General features: G+C 62.8%; 14 protein-coding genes and 1 rRNA gene. 9 read left to right on the forward strand and 6 right to left on the reverse strand.

The window, feature by feature from the left end; translation table 11 throughout:
• Nucleotides 1-159: 159 nt before the first annotated feature.
• Both rrf and LMJ30_RS18850 read left to right on the forward strand, forming a co-directional pair.
• A 5S ribosomal RNA gene (gene rrf / locus LMJ30_RS18845) occupies nt 160-272 on the forward strand.
• Between the two features lie 218 nt (nt 273-490).
• Nucleotides 491-1,621, forward strand: a complete 1,131-nt coding sequence (locus tag LMJ30_RS18850; RefSeq protein WP_229434058.1) for a sensor histidine kinase — start codon at nt 491-493, stop codon at nt 1,619-1,621.
• On the opposite strand, the gene LMJ30_RS18855 is transcribed toward LMJ30_RS18850, so the two are convergent.
• Nucleotides 1,593-2,846, reverse strand: a complete 1,254-nt coding sequence (locus LMJ30_RS18855; protein WP_229434060.1) for a M20/M25/M40 family metallo-hydrolase — start codon at nt 2,844-2,846, stop codon at nt 1,593-1,595. The two genes, LMJ30_RS18850 and LMJ30_RS18855, sit on opposite strands and share 29 nt — an antisense overlap.
• Before the next feature lie 120 nt (nt 2,847-2,966).
• Entirely contained in the window at nt 2,967-3,440 is a 474-nt protein-coding gene (locus LMJ30_RS18860; RefSeq protein WP_307729384.1) for an acyloxyacyl hydrolase, read from the reverse strand.
• 203 nt (nt 3,441-3,643) lie between these two features.
• On the opposite strand from LMJ30_RS18860, the gene LMJ30_RS18865 reads away from it, so the two are divergent.
• Nucleotides 3,644-4,558, forward strand: coding sequence for an NAD(P)-dependent oxidoreductase (locus LMJ30_RS18865; protein WP_371873066.1), 915 nt, complete (start codon nt 3,644-3,646; stop codon nt 4,556-4,558).
• Nucleotides 4,559-4,560: 2 nt separating this feature from the next.
• Here LMJ30_RS18865 and LMJ30_RS18870 read toward each other — a convergent pair whose 3' ends face one another.
• Complete coding sequence (locus LMJ30_RS18870; RefSeq protein WP_229434063.1) at nt 4,561-5,754, reverse strand: M20 aminoacylase family protein; 1,194 nt, start codon at nt 5,752-5,754, stop codon at nt 4,561-4,563.
• A gap of 143 nt (nt 5,755-5,897) precedes the next feature.
• Between LMJ30_RS18870 and LMJ30_RS18875 the strand changes: the two genes are divergently transcribed.
• The 4 genes from LMJ30_RS18875 (at nt 5,898) to LMJ30_RS18890 (ending at nt 12,711) form a co-directional block, all read left to right on the forward strand.
• Entirely contained in the window at nt 5,898-7,979 is a 2,082-nt protein-coding gene (locus LMJ30_RS18875) for a molybdopterin-containing oxidoreductase family protein (protein ID WP_229434064.1), read from the forward strand.
• Between the two features lie 17 nt (nt 7,980-7,996).
• Nucleotides 7,997-9,055, forward strand: a complete 1,059-nt coding sequence (locus LMJ30_RS18880) for an aminopeptidase (RefSeq protein ID WP_229434066.1) — start codon at nt 7,997-7,999, stop codon at nt 9,053-9,055.
• A gap of 200 nt (nt 9,056-9,255) precedes the next feature.
• A complete protein-coding gene (locus LMJ30_RS18885) occupies nt 9,256-10,953 on the forward strand; it encodes a long-chain fatty acid--CoA ligase (protein WP_229434068.1) in 1,698 nt (565 codons plus the stop codon).
• Between the two features lie 78 nt (nt 10,954-11,031).
• Nucleotides 11,032-12,711: a long-chain fatty acid--CoA ligase gene (locus tag LMJ30_RS18890; RefSeq protein WP_229434070.1), complete on the forward strand. Its 1,680-nt coding sequence runs from the start codon at nt 11,032-11,034 to the stop codon at nt 12,709-12,711.
• A gap of 98 nt (nt 12,712-12,809) precedes the next feature.
• Here LMJ30_RS18890 and LMJ30_RS18895 read toward each other — a convergent pair whose 3' ends face one another.
• The gene (locus tag LMJ30_RS18895) at nt 12,810-15,194 is read right to left on the reverse strand and encodes a glycoside hydrolase family 31 protein (protein ID WP_229434071.1); all 2,385 of its coding nucleotides are present in this window, start codon (nt 15,192-15,194) and stop codon (nt 12,810-12,812) included.
• 163 nt (nt 15,195-15,357) lie between these two features.
• Between LMJ30_RS18895 and LMJ30_RS18900 the strand changes: the two genes are divergently transcribed.
• Nucleotides 15,358-16,452 carry a calcium:cation antiporter gene (locus tag LMJ30_RS18900; protein WP_229434073.1) on the forward strand — a complete coding sequence of 365 codons (1,095 nt, stop codon included), beginning with the start codon at nt 15,358-15,360 and terminating at the stop codon, nt 16,450-16,452.
• Nucleotides 16,453-16,547: 95 nt separating this feature from the next.
• On the opposite strand, the gene LMJ30_RS18905 is transcribed toward LMJ30_RS18900, so the two are convergent.
• Both LMJ30_RS18905 and LMJ30_RS18910 read right to left on the reverse strand, forming a co-directional pair.
• Nucleotides 16,548-18,125, reverse strand: a complete 1,578-nt coding sequence (locus tag LMJ30_RS18905; RefSeq protein WP_229434074.1) for an alkaline phosphatase D family protein — start codon at nt 18,123-18,125, stop codon at nt 16,548-16,550.
• 12 nt (nt 18,126-18,137) lie between these two features.
• Complete coding sequence (locus LMJ30_RS18910; protein ID WP_229434076.1) at nt 18,138-18,578, reverse strand: acyl-CoA thioesterase; 441 nt, start codon at nt 18,576-18,578, stop codon at nt 18,138-18,140.
• Nucleotides 18,579-18,640: 62 nt separating this feature from the next.
• Here LMJ30_RS18910 and LMJ30_RS18915 point away from each other — a divergent pair, with 62 nt between their 5' ends.
• Nucleotides 18,641-20,491 carry an ABCB family ABC transporter ATP-binding protein/permease gene (locus LMJ30_RS18915; RefSeq protein ID WP_229434078.1) on the forward strand — a complete coding sequence of 617 codons (1,851 nt, stop codon included), beginning with the start codon at nt 18,641-18,643 and terminating at the stop codon, nt 20,489-20,491.
• Nucleotides 20,492-20,547: the final 56 nt, after the last annotated feature.

Raw genomic sequence — 20,547 nt, forward strand, 5'->3', positions numbered from 1 at the left:
TGCATTAAGCTAACTGATACTAATTGCCCGTACGGCTTGTCCCTATAACATTAGTAGTTATAGGTCTGCAAGACTTCAAAACTGATTTGATATAAAACTACTTCTTCCAGATTCAGAGTGCTGTTGCCCCGTTGGGAACAGTTGCTCGTACAAGTTATGCCTGATGACCATAGCAAGTCGGTCCCACCCCTTCCCATCCCGAACAGGACCGTGAAACGACTTTGCGCCGATGATAGTGCTGCAACCAGTGTGAAAGTAGGTTATCGTCAGGCTAGTTATAAAGAAAAAACCCGTTGACTGATGTCAGCGGGTTTTTTTTCGTCCAGAGAAAATTGGCTGTCCCCCCTAATATTTCCCCGCGGCATTCGAACATCGTGCGCTCTATACCGTGTGCGATAATTTCGCAGCTCATATATCGTTGCTTTAAAACGCCTGCTCAACCTGATCCCTGTCTTTAACCTGCGCCAATTCGTCGGCTTGAATGCTTCCGATGCGCTCAATGCACTTCGATTGCACGATGCTCGACGCCCAATGTACGTCCTACCAGTCGCCCAACGGCGAAATCAATGCGCAGCTGTTCCAGGTCAGCCTTGACTGCATCAAGGTCATCAGCCTGGACGGCTACATTGTCCAGGTTAACCCTGGCGCCGCCGATGCACTCGAACTGGACAGCATCGACGATATTTGTGGCGAGAAATGGGTTGAGCTATGGCCAGAAGAATCCCGGCTTGTGGTTCTCGGCGCCATTGCTGGCGCCACGCGCGGCGAGCGCATCCAGTTTGCTGCGTTCTGTCCCACAGCCAAAGGCACGCCGCGCTGGTGGGACGTCATCGTTTCTCCCGTAAGCAACGACAGCGGAAATATCCACGGCTTGCTGGCCGTGTCGCGCGACGTCACCGAGATTTACCTGGCACGCGAAGCGCTGCGCACCGCCGATGTCCGAAAGGATGAATTCCTCGCCATCCTCGCCCACGAACTGCGCAATCCGCTGTCCGCAGCTGGCATGGCGGCGACCCTGCTGGAAACCCAGAAGCTGGAATTCGATCGCACCTCCCAGCTTGGCAAACTGATCGCGAGGCAGGTTGGCCACATGAGCCGTCTGGTCGAAGACCTGATCGACATTTCGCGCGTCTCGCGTGGTTTGATCGTCCTGAAACACGAGCCGGTCGACATGGGGCAGGTCGTCCACGACGCGATGGAGCAGTTGCAAGGATTGGTAGACGCCAAGGCGCACGCCGTGCATCTGGCCTTGCCCGAGCAGCCATGCATCCTGGCCGGCGATCGGACCCGGTTGCTGCAAGTGGTCGGCAATATCGTCGGCAACGCCGTGCGCTATACGCCAGCAGGCGGGCGCATCGATGTCGCGCTCTCTCAAGATGAGGATGCCGTGATGCTCCGGGTAAGCGACACTGGCGTGGGCATCGCTCCCGAGCGCTTGCCTGCGCTGTTCGGCTTGTTCACGCGGGGGGACCGGAGTTCCGACCGGAATGAGAGCGGGCTGGGACTTGGCCTGGCCCTTGTTCAAAAGCTGGTTGAACTGCATGGCGGCACGGTGTCCGCGTTTAGCGCCGGCGAAGGGCAGGGCAGCTGTTTTACCGTCTCGCTGCCGCGCCTGGCTTAAGCGTCGTACGCCCCACGGTGGCTACCTCGCTGCCCAGCTCGACTGCATACGCGGCCGCCAGCCGGGCAAACTTGAGTGCATGGGCTGCCTCACCGCCACTGTTCGCCAGCGTGTCACCCGCCGTATGAATCCTCGGGTTATCTTTCTTGATTTCGGACTCGAACGGCATTGACGCCGCGTACCCCTGCGCGTGCCACGCTGCATGGTCCGAGCAGGCATAGCCGCACTTGTCGTAGCCCACTGTCAGTGTTGGAAGGTAAGCGTTTACCAGCTTGACCAGGAACTGGTTTTGGGGCGCGTCCGTGAAGTCGCTGAAAATATAGATGTCGTTCGCCGAGCCCTTGAAGTTGGTCATGTCGAGCTGCAACACGCCAACGACATTGGTTCCGGTCTTTTTGTATTCCTGGGCGATTTCCTGCGAACCACGCAGGCCCACTTCTTCAGCGGCGTAGGCAATCAGCTTGATGGTCCTTCTCGGCTTGTAGCCAGTCGCCGCAATTACCCGCAGCACCTCAGTCAGCCCGGCGACCCCGGAAGCGTCGTCGTCGGCGCCAGGCGCCTTGGTCGTATCCTTCGTGCCCAACAGGTTGATCGAATCCAGGTGCGCGCCGATGATAATCACCTCGTTGGGCTTGTCGCTCCCGTCGATCGTCGCGATAACCGAGCGCTGGTCAAAGCGCAAGTGCGCGTACTGGGCAATCGAAATGTGATCACGGCCGTTGGCCAGCGCCATCCACCGCGCCTTGAGCCAACCCGATGCGGCAATGCCCGGCGCCGACAAGTAATATCGGTTGGCGAAGCCAGCCAGCCCGGTGATGGTGTCGCGAATACGCGCCTCGTCCATCTGCTGCAGCATCGGTACGACGGTGGCCTGGTTGGTAATTGTGTACGCAGGCCTGGTCAGCGATGTCAGGGGAATGGCGTCGCGCATCGCAAGGGCGCGGCGGCCGTCGGCCTCGCTGGCGTGGTACATGAAACCGCCGCAGTGCCTCAACTCCTGATGCAGCCGCGCACCGAGCTTGTCGAGGCTTGACGTCTTCACCTCAATCAAGTGCAGCTTCTCGGTGCCCGCCATGCCAGGCACACTGCTGCCAAGCACCTTCGCACCCGGCTGTATCTTGCGAATCTTGAGGTAGGCGGTATCGCCCGCGGTGATCCAGCTCGTCGATGCGGCCGCCGGTGTGGCGGCCAGCATCATGCAGATCCAAAGAATCAACGATTTCATGGCCATCCCCTGCGTTATGCGGCAAGGAAATATTACCAGTGGGGAAGAATCGCACCCGTCGATTCGTCAGCGTCACAATTGAGCGAAATCATCCCGCTTGCGATGCCCTGGAGAAGTGGATCAGAAAGCGCGTGCGGCTTTCAACAGGAGGAAGTTGACGCCACCGTTCGGCTTCTTGAAGCCGCCGTTGGAGAAGTGCTGCAGTTTCATTCCCACATCCCAGCCGTTGGCGAAAACATAGCCGGTGCCGAGGTGGTCGCCAAACTGGAAGTGCGTCGACAGCTCGCTGCCGTCATTGTCATACCGTTCGGAAAGCAGGTTCAGGCCGATACCGCCCTCGGCATACCAGCCCAGCTTGTCGTCGGACTGGAAGCGGAACACTGGCGTCAAGCCCACATTGGTGATGTCCTGGCGTTCGCCGGGGATGTTGCGGTGGGCGGTAGCGCGCCACTGCGCGAGAGACAGGTCCCAATAACCGGACAGATGGGTGCCGTTGGAGACAAACCAGCGCTTTTCGAACTGCTTCTGGACGCCAATGCGTGCGATGCGGGCTTTCGATGTCGAGCCGTATTCGAGCGATGCGCTGTCGATCATTGTGTCGGCGGCTGCAGCCGGAGATGAAACAATTGCGGCGACTAATGTTGCCAGAGATACTTGAACAAAGGATTTTACACTTAACATATTTACTTCCACTCGTTTGGTGCGCTGACTCATGCAGCACAGGAGCGATTATTCTACCGACGTTCCGAAATCCCTGTTGCCACCTTCGTAATTGTTAAAATAGTTATACCAACGACATAAAAGGGAATGCCTTAACTATGCCAACTATCACCTTCCTGGGCATTGGCCTGATGGGCGCGCCGATGGTCGCACGCCTGCTCGGCCGCGGCTTCGAGGTATGCGCTTGGAACCGCACGTACGCCAAAGCGGCCGCCCTGTCGGGCCTTGGCGCACAGGCTGAACCAGGCTTGCAGGAAGCCGTGCGGAAAGCCGATATCGTCATTTCCATGCTTGAATCCGGCGCCGTGGTCGGCCAGGTCATCGACGCCGCACTGCCGGCGCTCAAGCCCGGCGCTTTATGGGTTGACATGAGTTCGACGCGGCAGGACGAAGCGGTGGCATTCAACGCCAGGCTCGAAGGGCGTGGCTTCCATTTCCTCGACGCGCCCGTGTCGGGCGGCGTGGCCGGCGCGGAAGCGGGCACCCTGGCGATCATGGCGGGCGGCAGCGTGCATGATTTTTCGAAGGCAGAAGCTGTGCTGCAAGCGATGGGGCGTCCGATGCTGGTTGGGCCTGCCGGCAGCGGTCAGGTTGCCAAACTGTGCAACCAGCTGATTGTCGGCGGAACGCTGAATATCATCGCAGAAGCGCTCTTGTTGGCGCAGGCTGCGGGCGCCGACCCGGCTGCGGTGCGCGCCGCGATCCGCGGTGGATTTGCTGAAAGCCGCATCCTGGAAGTGCACGGCCAGCGCATGCTCGAGCGTAATTTCCTGCCCGGGGGACAGGTGAAAAGCCAGCTGAAGGATCTACAGAATGTGCTGGCGGCCGCAGCCGACGCAGGCGTCGTGCTGCCTGTCACCGCGCTCGTTACCGAGCACTACCAGTCGATCGCGGCGGAGGTTCCGCGCGCGGACCAGTCGGCCGCGCTTCTTGCGGTAGAAAAACTCAATCCTGGCCAGCGCCTGGGCGCCGGCCCCGACCAGCTGCCTTAGGCTTAGCGCAGCGGCAAGCTCATTTCGGCCAGGCGTACCCAGTAGCTTGCGCCGATGGGCAGCAGCTTGTCATTGAAGTCATAGCTCGCGTTATGCAGCTGGCACGGCCCCAGCCCGTGGCCGCCCATTCGGTGGTCGCCTTCGCCGTTGCCGATGAAGACGTAGCAGCCGGGTTTTTCCTGCAGCATGAATGCGAAGTCTTCCGCGCCCATCGTTGGCTCGACGCTGGTGTTGACCCGGTCAGCCCCGGCCACTGCCTTCATCGCCTCCACGGCAAAAGCGGTTTCCTTTTCGTGGTTGACCAGCGGTGGATAGTTGCGCTTGAAGCCGAAGTCGACGTTCGCATTGAAACCGGCCGCGACCCCGTTGGCAATTTCTTCCATGCGGCGCTCGATCAGGTCCAGCACCTCGGTGGTGAAGGTGCGCACGGTGCCGATCAGCACTGCTTCATCAGGGATGACATTGGTGGCGCTGCCAGCGTGGATCTGGGTAATCGACAGCACGGCGGTATCGAGCGGATTCTTCTCGCGGGAAATGATGGTCTGCCATGACTGCGCGATCTGCACCGCCACCATCACCGGATCGACGCCACGGTGCGGCTGGGCGGCATGCGCGCCCTTGCCTTGGACCACGACACGGAACTCGTTACTGGACGCCATCATCGGCCCGGGCACGACGCCAAAGCTGCCCGCCTCCAGCCCCGGCCAGTTGTGCATGCCATAAACTGCCTCCATCGGAAATTGCTTGAACAGGCCATCGTCCATCATGCGGCGCGCGCCGCCGCCGCCTTCTTCCGCCGGCTGGAAAATCACATACACGGTGCCATCGAAGTTGCGGTGTTTCGCCAGGTAACGCGCGGCGCCCAGCAACATGGCCGTGTGCCCGTCGTGGCCGCAGGCGTGCATCTTGCCGGCATGGCGCGACGCGTGCGCGAAGCTGTTTACCTCCTGCATCGGCAGGGCATCCATATCGGCGCGCAAGCCGATGGCCCGGTCGGAAGTGCCGTTCTTGATGATGCCGACCAGCCCGGTCACGCCAAGGCCACGCACGATCGGGATGCCCCATTCTGTGAGGCGGGCAGCAACAATGTCGGCCGTACGTTCTTCTTCATAGCAAAGTTCCGGGTGTGCATGCAGGTCCCGGCGTATCTCTTGCAGCTCGTTCTGGAAAGCGATGATCGGTTCAACCAGTTTCATAATCTTCTCCGTGATGCTGGAATGCTAATGAGTCATTGTAGCCTTCTCATCCTATGTAAGCCAGTGCAGCACATCAGCGTAACGACCAGCCCGGAATCGTTTACAGTAACGGTTTCAAGCACGATTTTTTCTGGAATTTCCCCATGACGACCACCCAGGTCCGGGCAACCTGCCCGCACGACTGCCCCGATACCTGCGCGCTGCTGATCACTGTGGAGGACGGCGTTGCGACCGAGGTCAAGGGCGACCCGGACCACCCGACCACGGCGGGCGTGCTCTGCACCAAGGTGGCCCGTTACGCCGAGCGCACTTACCACGAAGACCGCTTGCTGCACCCGATGAAGCGGGTCGGCAAAAAGGGCGAGGGCAAGTTCGAACGCATCAGCTGGGATGAGGCGCTCGACACCATTGCTGCGCGCCTGAAAGGCATTGCCGCGCGCGACCCGCAGGCGATCTTGCCGTACAGCTACTGCGGCACCATGGGGCTGGTGCAGGGCGAGTCGATGTCGCTGCGCTTCTTCCACCAGCTGGGCGCCTCGCTGCTCGACCGCACCATCTGCGCCAGCGCGGGCGCAACCGGGTACAAGTACACCATCGGCGCCTCAATCGGCACCGACATGGAACAGTTCCAGGACGCCAAACTCATCATCATCTGGGGCGGCAACCCGATCGCCTCGAACCTGCACTTCTGGACCCGGGCGCAGGAAGCCAAGCGCCGCGGCGCGAAGCTGATCGCGATCGACCCTTACCGCTCGCTCACGGCCGAGAAATGCCACCAGCATATCGCGCTGATGCCGGGCACCGACTCCGCGCTCGCGCTGGGCATGATGCACGTGCTGATCCGCGACGACCTGCTCGACCACGACTACATCGCCCGGCACACGCTTGGCTTCGACCAGCTCAAAGAGCGCGCCGCCGAATGGACGCCGGAACGCACCGCCGAAACCTGCGGCATCAGCGCCGACGAAATCATCGGCCTGGCGCGCGACTACGGCCAGGCTGCGGCCGATGGCGGCGCTGCCGCAATCCGCATCAACTACGGCGTCCAGCGCGTGCGCGGCGGCGGCATGGCCGTGCGCGCGATCTCCTGCCTGCCTGCGCTGGTCGGCGCATGGCGCCACCCGGCCGGCGGCATCCAGCTGTCCTCGTCGGGCACCTTCCCGACCAATAAACCGGCACTGCAGCGCCCCGACCTGCTGAACGGGCGCCCGGCGCGCACCATCAACATGACCACCATCGGCGACGACCTGCTGAAGGAAAGCTCGCCTGGCTTCGGGCCGAAGATCGAAGCAGTCATCGTCTACAACGCCAACCCGGTCGCCATCGCCCCGGATTCGGGCAAGGTGATGCGCGGCTTCGAGCGCGAAGACCTGTTCACCGTCGTGATGGAGCACTTCCAGACCGACACCGCCGACTACGCCGACATCCTGCTGCCGGCTACCACCCAGCTTGAACACGTCGACACGCATACCTCCTACGGCCACCTGTACATGATGGCCAATAACGCCGCCATCGCGCCGATGGGAGAAGCGAAGGCCAACACCGACGTGTTCCGCCTGCTGGCCGCGCGCATGGGCTTCGACGATCCGATTTTCCGCGAGACCGACGACGAACTGGCCGCCCAGGCTTTCGACAACAACCACCCGCGCGCGGTGCACTTCGACTGGGAGTCGCTCAAGCGCACCGGATGGCAAAAGCTCAACGTCCCGGCCGCGCCGTTTGCCGACGGCGGCTTCCTGACCCCGTCGGGCAAATGCGAGTTTTATTCGAGCGCGATGCTGGCCGACGGCCTCGACCCGCTGCCGGCCTACACCGCGCCCTACGAGTCAATCGCGTCGAATCCCGCGCTGGGCGCAAAGTACCCGCTGGCGATGATCTCACCGCCGGCGCGCAACTTCCTCAATTCGACCTTCGTCAACGTCAAGAGCCTGCGCTCGGCCGAAGGCGAACCGCACCTCGACATCCACCCGCTCGACGCTGCCGCGCGCGGCATCGGCCACGGCGACATGGCGCGCATCTTCAACGACCGCGGCACCTTCGTGGCGCGCGCCCGGGTGACGGACAAGGCGCGCCAGGGCCTCGTCGTCGGCCTGTCGGTGTGGTGGAAGAAGCTCGCCAGCGATGGCAAGAACGCCAATGAAGTGACCAGCCAGCGCCTGACCGACATGGGGCGCGCGCCGACCTTCTACGACACGCTGGTCGAGGTTGAAAAACACGCTGCATAGGAACGGGAACTGCCAACATGAAGACCAGGACCCTCAGGCACATGGCGCTTGCGGGCTTTGCTGTAGCCCTGCTGGCCAGCTGCTCCGGCCTGAGCTACTACGCGCAGGCCGCGCGCGGGCAGGTGTCCCTGCTGTCCGACGCGCGGCCGATCGAAGACTGGCTGGCCGATAACGGTACCGATTCGAAGCTGCGCGTGCGGCTCGCCACGGCGCGCCAGATCCGCAGCTTCGCCGTCAAGGAGCTGGGCCTTCCCGACAACGGCAGCTACAAGAACTACGCCAGGCTGTCGCGCCCTTACGTCCTGTGGAACATCGTCGCCACGCCCGAGCTGTCGCTGCGGCCCCTGCAGTGGTGCTTCCCGGTGGCCGGCTGCGTCAATTACCGCGGCTACTACAGCAAGGAAGACGCCCAGGCCTACGCCCGCGAACTGCGCGCCGATGGCCACGATGTCCAGGTTGGCGGCGTACCGGCCTACTCGACGCTGGGCTGGTTCAACGACCCCCTTATCTCCACCTTCATCCATTATCCGGATGCCGAACTGGCGCGCCTGATCTTCCACGAGCTGTCGCACCAGGTGGTGTACGTGCCGGGCGACTCGCAGTTCAACGAGTCCTTTGCCAGCGCGGTCGAAGAAGCCGGCGTCGAGCGCTGGCTGAGCGGCTTTGGCAACGACACCATGCGCCAGAACTACGCCAGCTTCGCGGCGCGCAAAAAGGACTTCCTCAAGCTGCTGCTCGAATACCGCCGTGCGCTGGAGGCAAACTACGCGTCGAAAGCGCCGCCTGCCGCCAAGCGCGAGGCCAAGGCGCGCCTGTTCGCCCAGCTGAAGGAGGACTATCTGGTGCTGAAGGCGTCGTGGGGCGGCTTTGCGGGCTACGACCGCTTCTTCGCCGAGCCGCTCTCCAACGCCCACCTGGCCTCGATCGCCACCTACACCGATTTCGTTCCCGCCTTCCGCACGCTGCTGGCGCGCGAGAAAACCTTCGCCGGGTTTTACGCGTCCGCCCGCAAACTCGCCGCGCTTGAAAAGGCGGAACGCCACCGCCGCCTGAAGGCGCTTGCCCCGCGCGCCTGATGCCTGGCCTTGTGCTGCGGCGCACCAATCCAGCGCGGGTAGAGGCATTGCTCAAATACCAGCAAAAGCGCTTGCGTAAGGCCTCGTCGCCCGATAGCATCACAATGGGAGTAGTCATGTGCCTGCACGAACGGGCCAGACACATCTCCGACTGGCAGGTGCGCCAGGTCCAATAACGATAAAGACGAGACGAGGCAGACATGGATAAATTTTGGTTGAAGTCATACCCCCCTGGCGTCCCCGCCGAAATCGACCCGGACCAGTACCGTTCGCTGGTCCAGATGTTCGAGGAATCGTTCCAGAAGTTCGGTGACCGTAATGCCTACGTCTGCATGGACAAGTTCCTGACCTATTCGGAGCTCGACGCCTACTCGAAGAAGATGGCCGCCTGGCTGCAAAGCCGCGGCCTGAAAAAGGGCGCCCGCGTGGCCGTGATGATGCCGAACGTGCTGCAGTACCCGATCGCGATCACCGCGATCCTGCGCGCCGGCTACACCGTCGTCAACGTCAACCCCCTGTACACCCCGCGCGAACTTGAACACCAGCTGACCGATTCCGGCAGCGAGGCGATCATCGTGCTCGAAAACTTCGCCAACACGCTGCAGCAGGTCCTCGCCAAGACCCCGGTCAAGCACATCGTCGTGGCCAGCATGGGTGAGATGCTGGGCGGCGCCAAAGGCATGCTGGTCAACTTCGTAGTCCGCAACGTCAAGAAGCTGGTGCCTGAATTCGCGCTGCCGAACGCCGTGAAATTCAAGGACGCGCTGTCGCAGGGCGAGCGCATGACCTTCACCCCGGTCGAATCGAGCAGCGCCGATGTCGCCTTCCTCCAGTACACCGGCGGCACCACCGGCGTATCGAAAGGCGCCACGCTCACGCACCGCAACGTGATCGCCAATATCCTGCAGACCGAAGTCTGGGCCAAGCCGGCGCTGGACAAGGCGCCGGTGGTTGAACAGATGACCATCGTGTGCGCACTGCCGCTGTACCATATCTTCGCGTTGACGGCGTGCGCGATGTGGGGCACCCGGGTCGGCGCACTCAACATCCTGATCCCGAACCCGCGCGACATCGGCGGCTTTATCAAGGAACTGCAGAAGTACAAGTTCAACATGCTGCCGGCAGTGAACACCCTGTACAACGCGCTGCTGAACCACCCGGAATTCGAGAAGATCGACTTCAGCGCGCTGAAGCTGTCCAACGGCGGCGGCATGGCGGTACAGAAGGCCGTCAACGACAAGTGGAAGAAAGCGACCGGCACGTCGATCATCGAAGGCTACGGCCTGTCCGAAACTTCCCCTGTGGCGACCTGCAACCGCGCCGACATGACGGAGTTTACGGGCACCATCGGCCTGCCGGTGCCGTCGACCGACATCGCCATCGTCGACGACGACGGCCAGCCGGTTGCGCTGGGCGAGCCGGGCGAGATCGCGATCCGCGGCCCGCAGGTCATGGCGGGCTACTGGAACCGTCCTGACGAAACCGCCAAGGTCATGACCGCCGACGGCTACTTCAAGTCGGGCGACGTCGGCGTGATGGACGCGAACGGCTACGTCAAGATCGTCGACCGCAAGAAGGACATGATCCTGGTGTCCGGCTTCAACGTCTATCCGAACGAGCTGGAAGGCGTGATCGCGATGCATCCGGGCGTGCTCGAATGCGCGGTCATCGGCGTCGAGGACGAGCATTCGGGCGAAGCGGTCAAGGTCTTCGTGGTCCGCAAAGACCCGAACCTGACCGCGCCGCAGCTGATGGACTACTGCAAAGAGCAACTCACCGGCTACAAGCGGCCGAAATACATCGAGTTCCGCGACGAGCTGCCGAAGACGAACGTCGGCAAAATCCTTCGCCGCGTGCTGAGGGACGAGCAGAAGAAGCTCGAAAAGCAGGCCGCGTAACACGGGCGGAAGAAAAGGCCGCCCGCATGCGGGCGGTCTTTTCATTTATGAATCGAACAAATGACAGAGGCATCAGAGATGGACAAGTTTTGGCTCAGGCAGTATCAACCGGGCGTGCCGGCGGAAATCGACATCACGCAGTACCGGTCGCTGTCCCACCTGCTGGAGGATTCGTTCCGCAAGTACGCGGACCGCAGGGCTTACGTCTGCATGGACAAGGCCATCACCTTCCGCGAACTTGACCAGATGTCGCAGCAGATGGGCGCGTGGCTGCAGTCGCGCGGCCTGAAGCAGGGCGCGCGCGTCGCCATCATGATGCCAAACGTGCTGCAGTACCCGATTGCGCTGGCCGCCGCGCTGCGTGCCGGCTACACGGTTGTCAACGTCAACCCGCTGTACACCGCGCGCGAACTGCAGCACCAACTGGCCGACTCGGGCGCCGAAGCCATCGTCGTGCTGGAAAACTTCGCGCACACGGTCGAACAGGTGCTGGACAAGACCAGCGTCAAGCACGTCGTCGTCGCGACCATGGGCGACCTGCTCGGCGGCCTCAAAGGCACGATCGTCAACTTCGTGGTCCGCAAGGTCAAGAAGATGGTGCCGGCCTTTGCCCTGCCAACTGCCGTTGGCTTCAACAAGGTGCTGGCCGAGGGCTCGCGCCTGCCGTTCAAGGCCGCGACCCTGGGCCATGACGACATCGCCTTCCTCCAGTACACCGGCGGCACCACCGGCGTGTCGAAGGGCGCCGTGCTCCTGCACCGCAACGTCATCGCCAACGTGCTGCAGAACGAAGCGTGGCTGCAGCCGACCCTGGACACCCTGCCGAAAGGCACGGAGCCGCAGTTCGTCTGCGCCCTGCCGCTGTACCACATCTATTCGCTGACCGTCTGCGCCCTGATGGGCATGCGCCTGGGCGGCATGAACGTGCTGATCCCGAACCCGCGCGACATCCCGGGCTTCGTCAAGGAGCTGGGCAAGTACAAGATCAACATCTTCCCGGCTGTGAACACGCTGTACAACGCGCTGCTGAACAACGCCGAATTCGCGAAGCTGGACTTCTCCAGCTACAAGGTCTGCAACGGCGGCGGCATGGCCGTGCAGCGCCCGGTCGCCGACAAGTGGCTGAAGCTGACCGGCACGCCTATCATCGAAGGCTACGGCCTGTCCGAGACATCCCCGGTGCTGACCGCGAACCGCTGCGACATCAAGGAATTCACCGGCACCATCGGCCTGCCATATCCATCGACCGAAATCGCCATCCTCGACGATGACGGCAATCCTGTCCCGCTTGGCACCGCAGGCGAAATCGCAGCGCGCGGCCCGCAGGTGATGGCCGGTTACTGGAAGCGCGACGACGAGACAGCCAGGGCGATGACGCCGGACGGCTTCTTCAAGACCGGCGACGTGGGCATCATGGACGAACGCGGCTACACCCGCATCGTCGACCGCAAGAAGGACATGATCCTGGTCTCGGGCTTTAACGTCTACCCGAACGAAGTGGAAGAGGTGGTGGCGGGCCATCCCGGCGTGCTGGAGGTGGCCTGCATCGGCGTGCCGGACAGTGCATCCGGCGAGGCGGTAAAGCTGTTCGTGGTCCGCAAGGACCCGACGCTGACCGAAGAGCAGCTGAAGGACTACTGCAAGGACCAGCTGACGGGGTACAAAAAACCGAAGTACATCGAGTTCCGCACCGAGCTGCCAAAGACGAATGTCGGCAAGATCCTGCGCCGCGAACTGCGCGACAAAGCCTCGACGTAAGCAGCCGTCGTTCCCGCGCAGGCCTCGGCGGCCCCGCGGCAACCCATAGAGCCGTCATTCTGGGGTGTTATGGATTCCCGCCTGCGCGGGAATGACGGTTACAGCTGCACGGCGATGCGGCGGCGCGCCGCGTCGCTGGCAGGCGCCTCGAACACCAGTGTCCGGGCGTCCGGCTGGTAGTCAAACTGCACCGCGCGGCCATCCACCTCGACCTGTGCCGGACGCGCGTCGATATTGTGGACCACCATCGACAGCGCACGCGATAAACGGCGCTGGTTCGCCCCCGCCTCGCTGGCGACCGACATCTCAAGCACCTTGCCGCTTGCACGGCTGGCGAACTGCAGCAGCTCGAACTTACCCTTCTCAAACGCCTCCGGCGTTTCGCCATCGTCCTCATACATCTTGCCGCTGCCTGCTGCAACCGAGCGGTCGTGGTAATAGTGAAGCTCGATGTTCTTTCCTGAATAGTCGCGCGTCGTCTGCATACCCGGCGCCATCGGAATGAACGCGCCGGCCCGCACGAATACCGGGATGCGGTCCGCGGCCAGCGCCACTTGCGCAGTGCTGCCGCCTTCATGCCGCTGTCCGGTATGGAAATCGATCCAGGCGCTGGTCGCCGGGAAGTACACCTCCTGCGCGGTCTTCTTCGCTTCCAGCACCGGGCTGACCAGGATATCGTTCCCCCACAGGTAGGCCGACGACAGTTCGCGCAGCTTCGGGTTGCCGGGCTCTTCATACATCAGTGGCCGCATCAAAGGCAGGCCGGCCTGGTTGTTATCGAATGCGGCCGTGTAGTTGTATGGCAGCAGGCGGTAGCGCAGGCGGATCGCTTCACGCGCCAGCGCCAGCGCCGCCGGCGACCGGAACACCGGCTCGGACGCCACGTCTTCCTGCGCGTGCGGACGGAAGATCGGCTGGAACACGCCGTACTGCAGCCAGCGCGTGTACAACTCGTCGTCCAGGGTCGCGCCGGCAAAGCCGCCGAGGTCGGAATGCATGTACGCGGCGCCCTGCATGCCCATCTGGAGCGAGATCTCCGGCTGCGGCTTCAGGCCATCCCAGCTGCGGCTGACGTCACCCGACCAGGGGATCAGGCCGAAGCGCTGCGAGCCAGAGTAACCGGAACGCATCAGGATGAATGGCCGCTGGTTCGGGAAGTCCTTGCGGTAGCCTTCGTGCACCAGCCGCGCCCATTCGTGGCCGTAGATATTGTGTACCTGCGCGGCAGTGCCGCCGACATGGCGCGTGGCGTCCGGGTGTACTTCGGGCTCGCCCAGGTCGCCCCACCAGCCGGCCACGCCCATCGGCGTGAGTTCCTTGTAGATGTCCCAGAACCAGCTGCGCGCGACAGGGCTCGTGATATCGATCAGTCCCGTATTCCCGAAATAGAAGTCATAGCGGAACGGCGCGCCCTTGTCGTCGGTGGCCAGCACCTTGCGATCGACCGCCTCCTGCCAGCGCGTCGACGCGGTCAGCACAAAAGGCTCGGTGATCAAAATCGTCTTGACGCCCTTGGCCGAAAAGTCGGCCATCATCTGGCGCGGATTCGGGAACTGCGCTTTGCTGAAGGTGAAGTTACCCATCGAGCCGCGCATGTCGGGACCGAACCAGTACAGGTCGAACACGATGGCATCGAGGGGCACCTTCTCGGCGATGAACTTGTCGACCGTCGCGCGCGCCTCGGCCTCGCTGTGATAGCCGAAACGGCTGGCAAAGTTACCGAAGGCCCAGCGCGGCGGCAGCGGTTGGCGGCCGGTGAGGCTGGTGTACTCGTAAGCCAGCTGCTCCCAGCTGTCGCCGGCGATCACCTGGTAGGCCTTGCGCCCGCTCGACGGCTCGTAGGACAGCACGTTGGCCTTTTTGGCGTCGAGGTCGAGGAAACCGGTGGTCGGATTGTCGAAGTGGATCATGTACATGTTCGACGACAGCACCAGCGGCATCGCGTAGCTCATTTGCTCAGACTTCTGGCCATATCCGTAGTGCGCCTTGTTATACAGCGGCAGGCGATGGCCGCGGCGGTTCATGCCCAATGCGCGCGCGCCGCCGCCGTACAGTGCTTCGCCCGGCGTCAGCGCAAAGTCGATCGACTCAAGCTTGCCCTGTCGCGTGTAGCCATTCTTTTCCGCGACCAGCGGCTTGCCCTTGTACGCGTAGCTGATGCCAAAGGGCGCACGGGTGACTGTGGCGCTGATGCCGCCGGTGGCAAATTCCACCGCGCCGGCGCTTGTCCGCAGGCTCCCTGCCGCCTTGGGCGCCATGACGACCGCATGCGAGCGCGGGTCATGCGCTTCGCCCTTTGGGACGAACACCGTTTCCATGATGCGCTCGGAGTAGGGCGTGATCAGGTACACGCCGTCATTGGTCACAACTTCAAGCCGGTTCCCTTTCTGTTCGATGCGCTCCACGGTGCGGCTGCTGTTCTGGGCGAGGGCGAGCGAGGGGAGCATCAGCAGCAGGGCTGCGGTGCAAAGGGTTGGTCTCATCATGGAATTCCGGGCCTGGTGTGGAAATGTAGTAAATGTACAGGATTACGCCATCACTTGTAAGAGCAGCAGTGCTCACCCGTTGAGGCCAAATGCGCGGTTTCACCCCGTAAATATGGCACTTTGCTGCTACACTAAGTTTGCCTCTTATCCAACGATTGCTATGAAAATTACAGCCTCGCTGCCGCGCTGGTCTATCGCCGCCCCGATTGTTGCCTGGCTTTTGCTGGCCGGCTTAGCTGCCGGCGCTGGCGATATCCTGGGCATGGCGTACACCGTGCTGCTGGTTGCGGGACTGTTTGCAGGCGTCCTTGCTGCAGTGTTTCATGCGGAGATCGTCGCGCACAAGGTCGGTGAACCTTACGGGACCCTGGTGCTGGCCATCGCGGTCACCGCGATCGAAGTGGCGCTGATCGTGTCGCTGATGATTGCCGGGGGAGAAACCACGGCGGGCCTGGCGCGCGACACGGTCTTTGCAGCAGTCATGATCATCCTGAACGGCATGGTTGGCTTGTGCATTCTTGCTGGCGCCGGACGGCACGGCGAGCAGACCTTTGGCCTGTACGGCGTATCCGCCGCCTTGGCAACGTTGGCCGCGATTGCGGTGCTGACCATGGTGCTGCCGAATTACACGACCACCACGCCCGGTCCCTCGTACAGCAACAGCCAGCTGGCCTTTATCGCGGTGATTTCGCTGGTGCTCTACGGCACGTTCGTGCTCGTCCAAACCGTCCGCCACCGAGATTATTTCCTGCCTGAAGCTGCTCCAGGGGACGAGGACGTGCACGCGCCGCCGCCGCCGCTGAAGATGGCGTGGATCAGTGCAGGCTTGCTGCTGGCCTGCCTGGCCAGCGTGGTATTGCTTGCCAAGTCACTGTCGCCGACACTGGAAGCTGCCGTGATCGCCATCGGCGCGCCCAAGGCCCTGGTCGGCATCATCATTGCTGCGGTGGTGCTTCTGCCCGAAGGGATCGCCGCGTACCAGGCGGCGCGCGCCAACCGCCTGCAGACCAGCCTGAACCTGGCGCTGGGATCGGCGCTGGCCAGTATCGGCCTGACCATTCCCGCGGTAGCGATCGTGTCGCTGGCCACCGGATGGACACTGTCGCTGGGCATCGACGTCAAGTCGACCGTGCTGTTGCTGTTGTCGATTATCGTCGCCACGCTGTCGCTCGGCACTGGCCGTACCACCGTCATGCAGGGGACTGTGCACCTGGTGATTTTCGCGGTCTACCTGTTTACGACGATTGTTCCTTAGCGCCTAGGTCGCAAACGATGTAAAGACTGCTGACGAGCAACTGGGCACAGTCGCTGAGGGAACCCGGCCTTCCAGGTACAGCGCTGGCGGGGCGCTCAGACCCGGACCGCTCCCGGCCGGCCGTGTTCAACACGGAACTGGGCAATGGCAGCCGCACCCGAACTGGCCAGCTTCACATCGTCCAGGCCCACGAAAATCGCCTTCGTCGCGGCGGGTGCGACCTCCATCAGCATGAACCCCCGCTTGTCGCTGCGGCCATATTTGACGTGTGGATTCATGTCCACGAACTGCAGCGTGCGCGCCTGCGGCCGCGATCCCGATGTAACTGAAGTACCGCAAAATTCGGTCGCAATCACCGGGTTTTGCTTCGACACCGGACGGTTGAAATCCGGCTTCAGGTCGGTCGCGTAAAAGGTGTGCACGTCGCCGGCCAGCACAACCGGATTCGACGCGCGCGTGCTGCCAAGCGCATCGAACAAGCGCTGGCGCGCCGTCGGATAGCCATCCCAGCCGTCGTTCCAGAAGCGGCCGTCGTCGGGATGGATCACCGGCACCTGGCTCGATTGCGCCATGGGCGTTTGCTGGACGAGGAAGTTCCAGCGCGCTTCCGATGTCTGGAGTCCCGCTTCCAGCCAGGCCTCCTGTTCCGCGCCTAGCATCGTGCGCGACGGATCGCGCAGCGCACCGCAGCGCGCGCGCAATACCGACGTCGATCCGCCTTTGCCCGGCGGCTGGCAGGCGTGGGTGGCGCGGTACTGGCGGTCGTCCAGCACGTGCAGGCGCGCCAGCCGTCCCCAGTCAAAGCGGTCGTAGATGCGCAACTGGCCGAAGCCGTTGCGCCGCGCGGGCGCCACGCGCAGCGGCATATGCTCGTAAAACGCCTGGTAGGCAGCCGCGCGCCGTTGCGCGAACGTGGGGCTCAGCCGCTCGTCGCGGTCGCCCGCGTAGTCATTGGCGACTTCATGGTCATCCCACGTGACGATCCACGGCGCCGCGCGGTGCGAGGCCTGCAGGTCCGGGTCGCTCTTGTACTGTGCGTAGCGCGCACGGTACTCAAGCAGCGAATAGCTTTCGTCGACGCGCTTCGCGCGTCCCGGATGGCTGAGGTGGTAGGGGCCCCATTCGTAGATATAGTCGCCAAGGAAGGCCACCAGGTCCGGCGCGGCGTTGGCGATGTGGCGGTGCGCCGCAAAGCTGCCGAACTCCCAGTGCTGGCATGAGGCGACAGCCATCTTCAGCATCGTGGGCAGCGAATCGGCAGCCGGGGCCGTGCGGGTGCGGCCCACCGGGCTGACCGCGTCGCCCAGCATGAAGCGGTACCAGTACCAGCGGCCAGGTTCGAGCCCGGCCACGTCCACATGCACGCTGTGCGCGAGCGCAGGCACGGCGCTGGCGCTGCCCTTCGCCGCGATGCGGGTAAACGCCTCGTCGTGCGCCACTTCCCAGCGCACCGCAAACGCCACTGGCGGCGTGGCCGCGGCATTGAGGGGATCGGCCAGGATGCGGGTCCACAGGATGACCGAGTTTGGCAGCGGCGAACCGGACGCGACGCCCAGGCTGAACGGATACTTGCCAGGCGCGTTCTGGGCGGCAGCGCGTGCGAGCGGTGCGCATGCGGCAAGCACGGCCAACTGCCCCGCGCCCGCCAGGAAGATCCGGCGTTGCTCGTCCATTGCTACCCCGCGTCAGTTGTCGATGAGCGACTCGAGCGGCGGCAGCTGGCGCGGCTTGCGGTCATCGCCGGTGGCGACATAGGTGAGGGTTGCTTCAGTAACCTTGACCGTGTCCGCCGACAGCCTGTTGCGCTCGGCGTAAACTTCGACATACACGGTGATCGAAGTGTTCCCGACTTTGACGATATCGGCATAAAAAGACAGCAGGTCGCCGACAAACACGGGGTTTTTAAAGACGAAGGAATTAACCGCGATGGTCGCGACGCGGCCGTTGGCGCGCCGGGTTGCGGGCAGCGAGCCGGCGATGTCGACCTGGGCCATGATCCAGCCGCCAAAAACGTCGCCGTAGACATTGGCGTCCGATGGGGCCGGCATTACCCGCAGCTGAGGCATCTTTCCTGTTGGAAGCGACGTGTTGACAGGGCAGGGTGCGACGTTCTCGGGCTTGGTCATCTTGAAATCTCATGAAAGGCTACAATCGAACCCGATTGAACCATAAATTACTGAGCTCTGCCATGCGCCGCCATTCCTCCAGTTCCACCGCACCCGCTCCCCCCGTTGATCCGAACGCCCCCAGGCCCAGCGACTGGGCCACGCTCAAGACCCTGCTGCCGTATTTGTGGGTCTACAAGTGGCGCGTGATCGCCGCGCTGGCCTGCCTGATCGGCGCCAAGATCGCCAACGTCGGCGTGCCGCTGATCCTCAAGCAGCTGATTGACCACCTGACCATCAGCCCATCCAATCCCAAGGCGCTGCTGGTGCTGCCGCTCGGGATACTGGTCGCATACGGGGCGCTTCGGCTGTCGACCACGGTGTTCACCGAGCTGCGCGAATTCCTGTTCGCCCGAGTGACACAGCGCGCCGTGCGCACGATTGCGCTACGCGTGTTCCGCCACCTGCATGCGCTGTCGCTGCGCTTCCACCTGAACCGCCAGACCGGCGGCATGACGCGCGATATTGAACGCGGCACCCGCGGCGTCAGCTCGCTGATCTCGTTCACGCTGTTTAATATCCTGCCGACGCTGGTCGAAATCTCGCTGGTGCTGGGCTACCTGGTCCTGAACTACGACATCTGGTTTACCGTGATTACGGTGGTCGCGCTGGTCAGCTACATCGCCTTCACCATCATCGTGACTGACTGGCGCACGCACTTCCGCCGCACGATGAACGACCTCGATTCGAAAGCCAACACCAAGGCCATCGACTCGCTGATCAATTACGAGACGGTCAAATACTTCGGCAACGAAGACTACGAGGCCCGGCGTTACGACGAAGGGCTCAAGAGCTTCGAGAATGCGGCGGTCAAGTCGCAATCGTCGCTGTCGGTGCTCAATACCGGCCAGTCGCTGATCATCGCCACCGCCGTCACGCTGATCCTGTGGCGCGCAACCGAAGGCGTCATTGCGGGCACCATGACGCTGGGCGACCTTGTGCTGGTCAACACCTTCATGATCCAGCTGTACATTCCGCTCAACTTCCTCGGCGTGATCTACCGCGAGATCAAGCAAAGCCTGGCCGACATGGAGCGCCTGTTTAGCCTGCTGGAGCAGAACCGCGAAGTGGCTGACGCCAAGGACGCCAAACCACTGCAGACGCACGGCGCGCGCGTGACGTTCTCGAACGTCGAATTCAGCTACGACCCGAAGCGGCAGATCCTGTTCGACGTCGACTTTACTGTGCCCGCCGGGACGACGACCGCGGTGGTCGGGCACAGCGGCTCGGGCAAGTCGACCTTGTCGCGGCTGCTGTTCCGCTTCTATGACGTCAACAGCGGCAGCATTACCATCGATGGGCAGGACCTGCGCGACGTGACCCAGGAATCGCTGCGCCACGCGATCGGCATCGTGCCGCAGGATACGGTGCTGTTCAACGACAGCATCGAGTACAACATCGCTTACGGCAAGCCGGGCGCGACGAAGGACGAGATCGTCGCCGCGGCGCGGGCCGCGTCGATCCACGACTTTATCGAGAGCCTCCCCGATGGGTATGCAACCACGGTCGGCGAGCGCGGGCTGAAGCTGTCGGGCGGCGAGAAGCAGCGCGTGGCCATTGCGCGCACGCTGCTGAAGAACCCGGCGATCCTGATTTTTGATGAAGCCACGTCGGCGCTCGATTCAAAGGCCGAGCAGGCGATCCAGGCGGAGCTGAAGGAGATTGCCAAAAGCCGCACGACGCTGGTCATCGCGCACAGGCTGTCGACGGTGGCCGATGCGCAGCAGATCCTGGTGCTCGATCACGGACGGATTGTGGAGCGGGGCACGCATCAGCAGCTGCTGGCGGCCGATGGCTTGTATGCGCAGATGTGGGAGAGGCAGCAGGCGAGGAAGGATGAGGAGCTTAAGTCGCCCGTGGAGGAGGCGGGTTGATCGTAGGGCGGAAAAGCGAAGCGCCTCCGCCGAATCTGCCGAATTACCGATAACGC

The sequence above is a fragment of the Massilia agrisoli genome (genome assembly GCF_020831365.1).
Lineage (GTDB): Bacteria > Pseudomonadota > Gammaproteobacteria > Burkholderiales > Burkholderiaceae_D > Telluria_A > Telluria_A agrisoli.

Coding starts and splice junctions, on each gene's coding strand:
- LMJ30_RS18850 (WP_229434058.1), top strand. CDS start 491: ATGCGCTCAATGCACTTCGATTGCACGATGCTCGACGCCCAATGTACG.
- LMJ30_RS18855 (WP_229434060.1), bottom strand. CDS start 2,846: ATGAAATCGTTGATTCTTTGGATCTGCATGATGCTGGCCGCCACACCG.
- LMJ30_RS18860 (WP_307729384.1), bottom strand. CDS start 3,440: ATGATCGACAGCGCATCGCTCGAATACGGCTCGACATCGAAAGCCCGC.
- LMJ30_RS18870 (WP_229434063.1), bottom strand. CDS start 5,754: ATGAAACTGGTTGAACCGATCATCGCTTTCCAGAACGAGCTGCAAGAG.
- LMJ30_RS18875 (WP_229434064.1), top strand. CDS start 5,898: ATGACGACCACCCAGGTCCGGGCAACCTGCCCGCACGACTGCCCCGAT.
- LMJ30_RS18880 (WP_229434066.1), top strand. CDS start 7,997: ATGAAGACCAGGACCCTCAGGCACATGGCGCTTGCGGGCTTTGCTGTA.
- LMJ30_RS18885 (WP_229434068.1), top strand. CDS start 9,256: ATGGATAAATTTTGGTTGAAGTCATACCCCCCTGGCGTCCCCGCCGAA.
- LMJ30_RS18890 (WP_229434070.1), top strand. CDS start 11,032: ATGGACAAGTTTTGGCTCAGGCAGTATCAACCGGGCGTGCCGGCGGAA.
- LMJ30_RS18895 (WP_229434071.1), bottom strand. CDS start 15,194: ATGAGACCAACCCTTTGCACCGCAGCCCTGCTGCTGATGCTCCCCTCG.
- LMJ30_RS18900 (WP_229434073.1), top strand. CDS start 15,358: ATGAAAATTACAGCCTCGCTGCCGCGCTGGTCTATCGCCGCCCCGATT.
- LMJ30_RS18905 (WP_229434074.1), bottom strand. CDS start 18,125: ATGGACGAGCAACGCCGGATCTTCCTGGCGGGCGCGGGGCAGTTGGCC.
- LMJ30_RS18910 (WP_229434076.1), bottom strand. CDS start 18,578: ATGACCAAGCCCGAGAACGTCGCACCCTGCCCTGTCAACACGTCGCTT.
- LMJ30_RS18915 (WP_229434078.1), top strand. CDS start 18,641: ATGCGCCGCCATTCCTCCAGTTCCACCGCACCCGCTCCCCCCGTTGAT.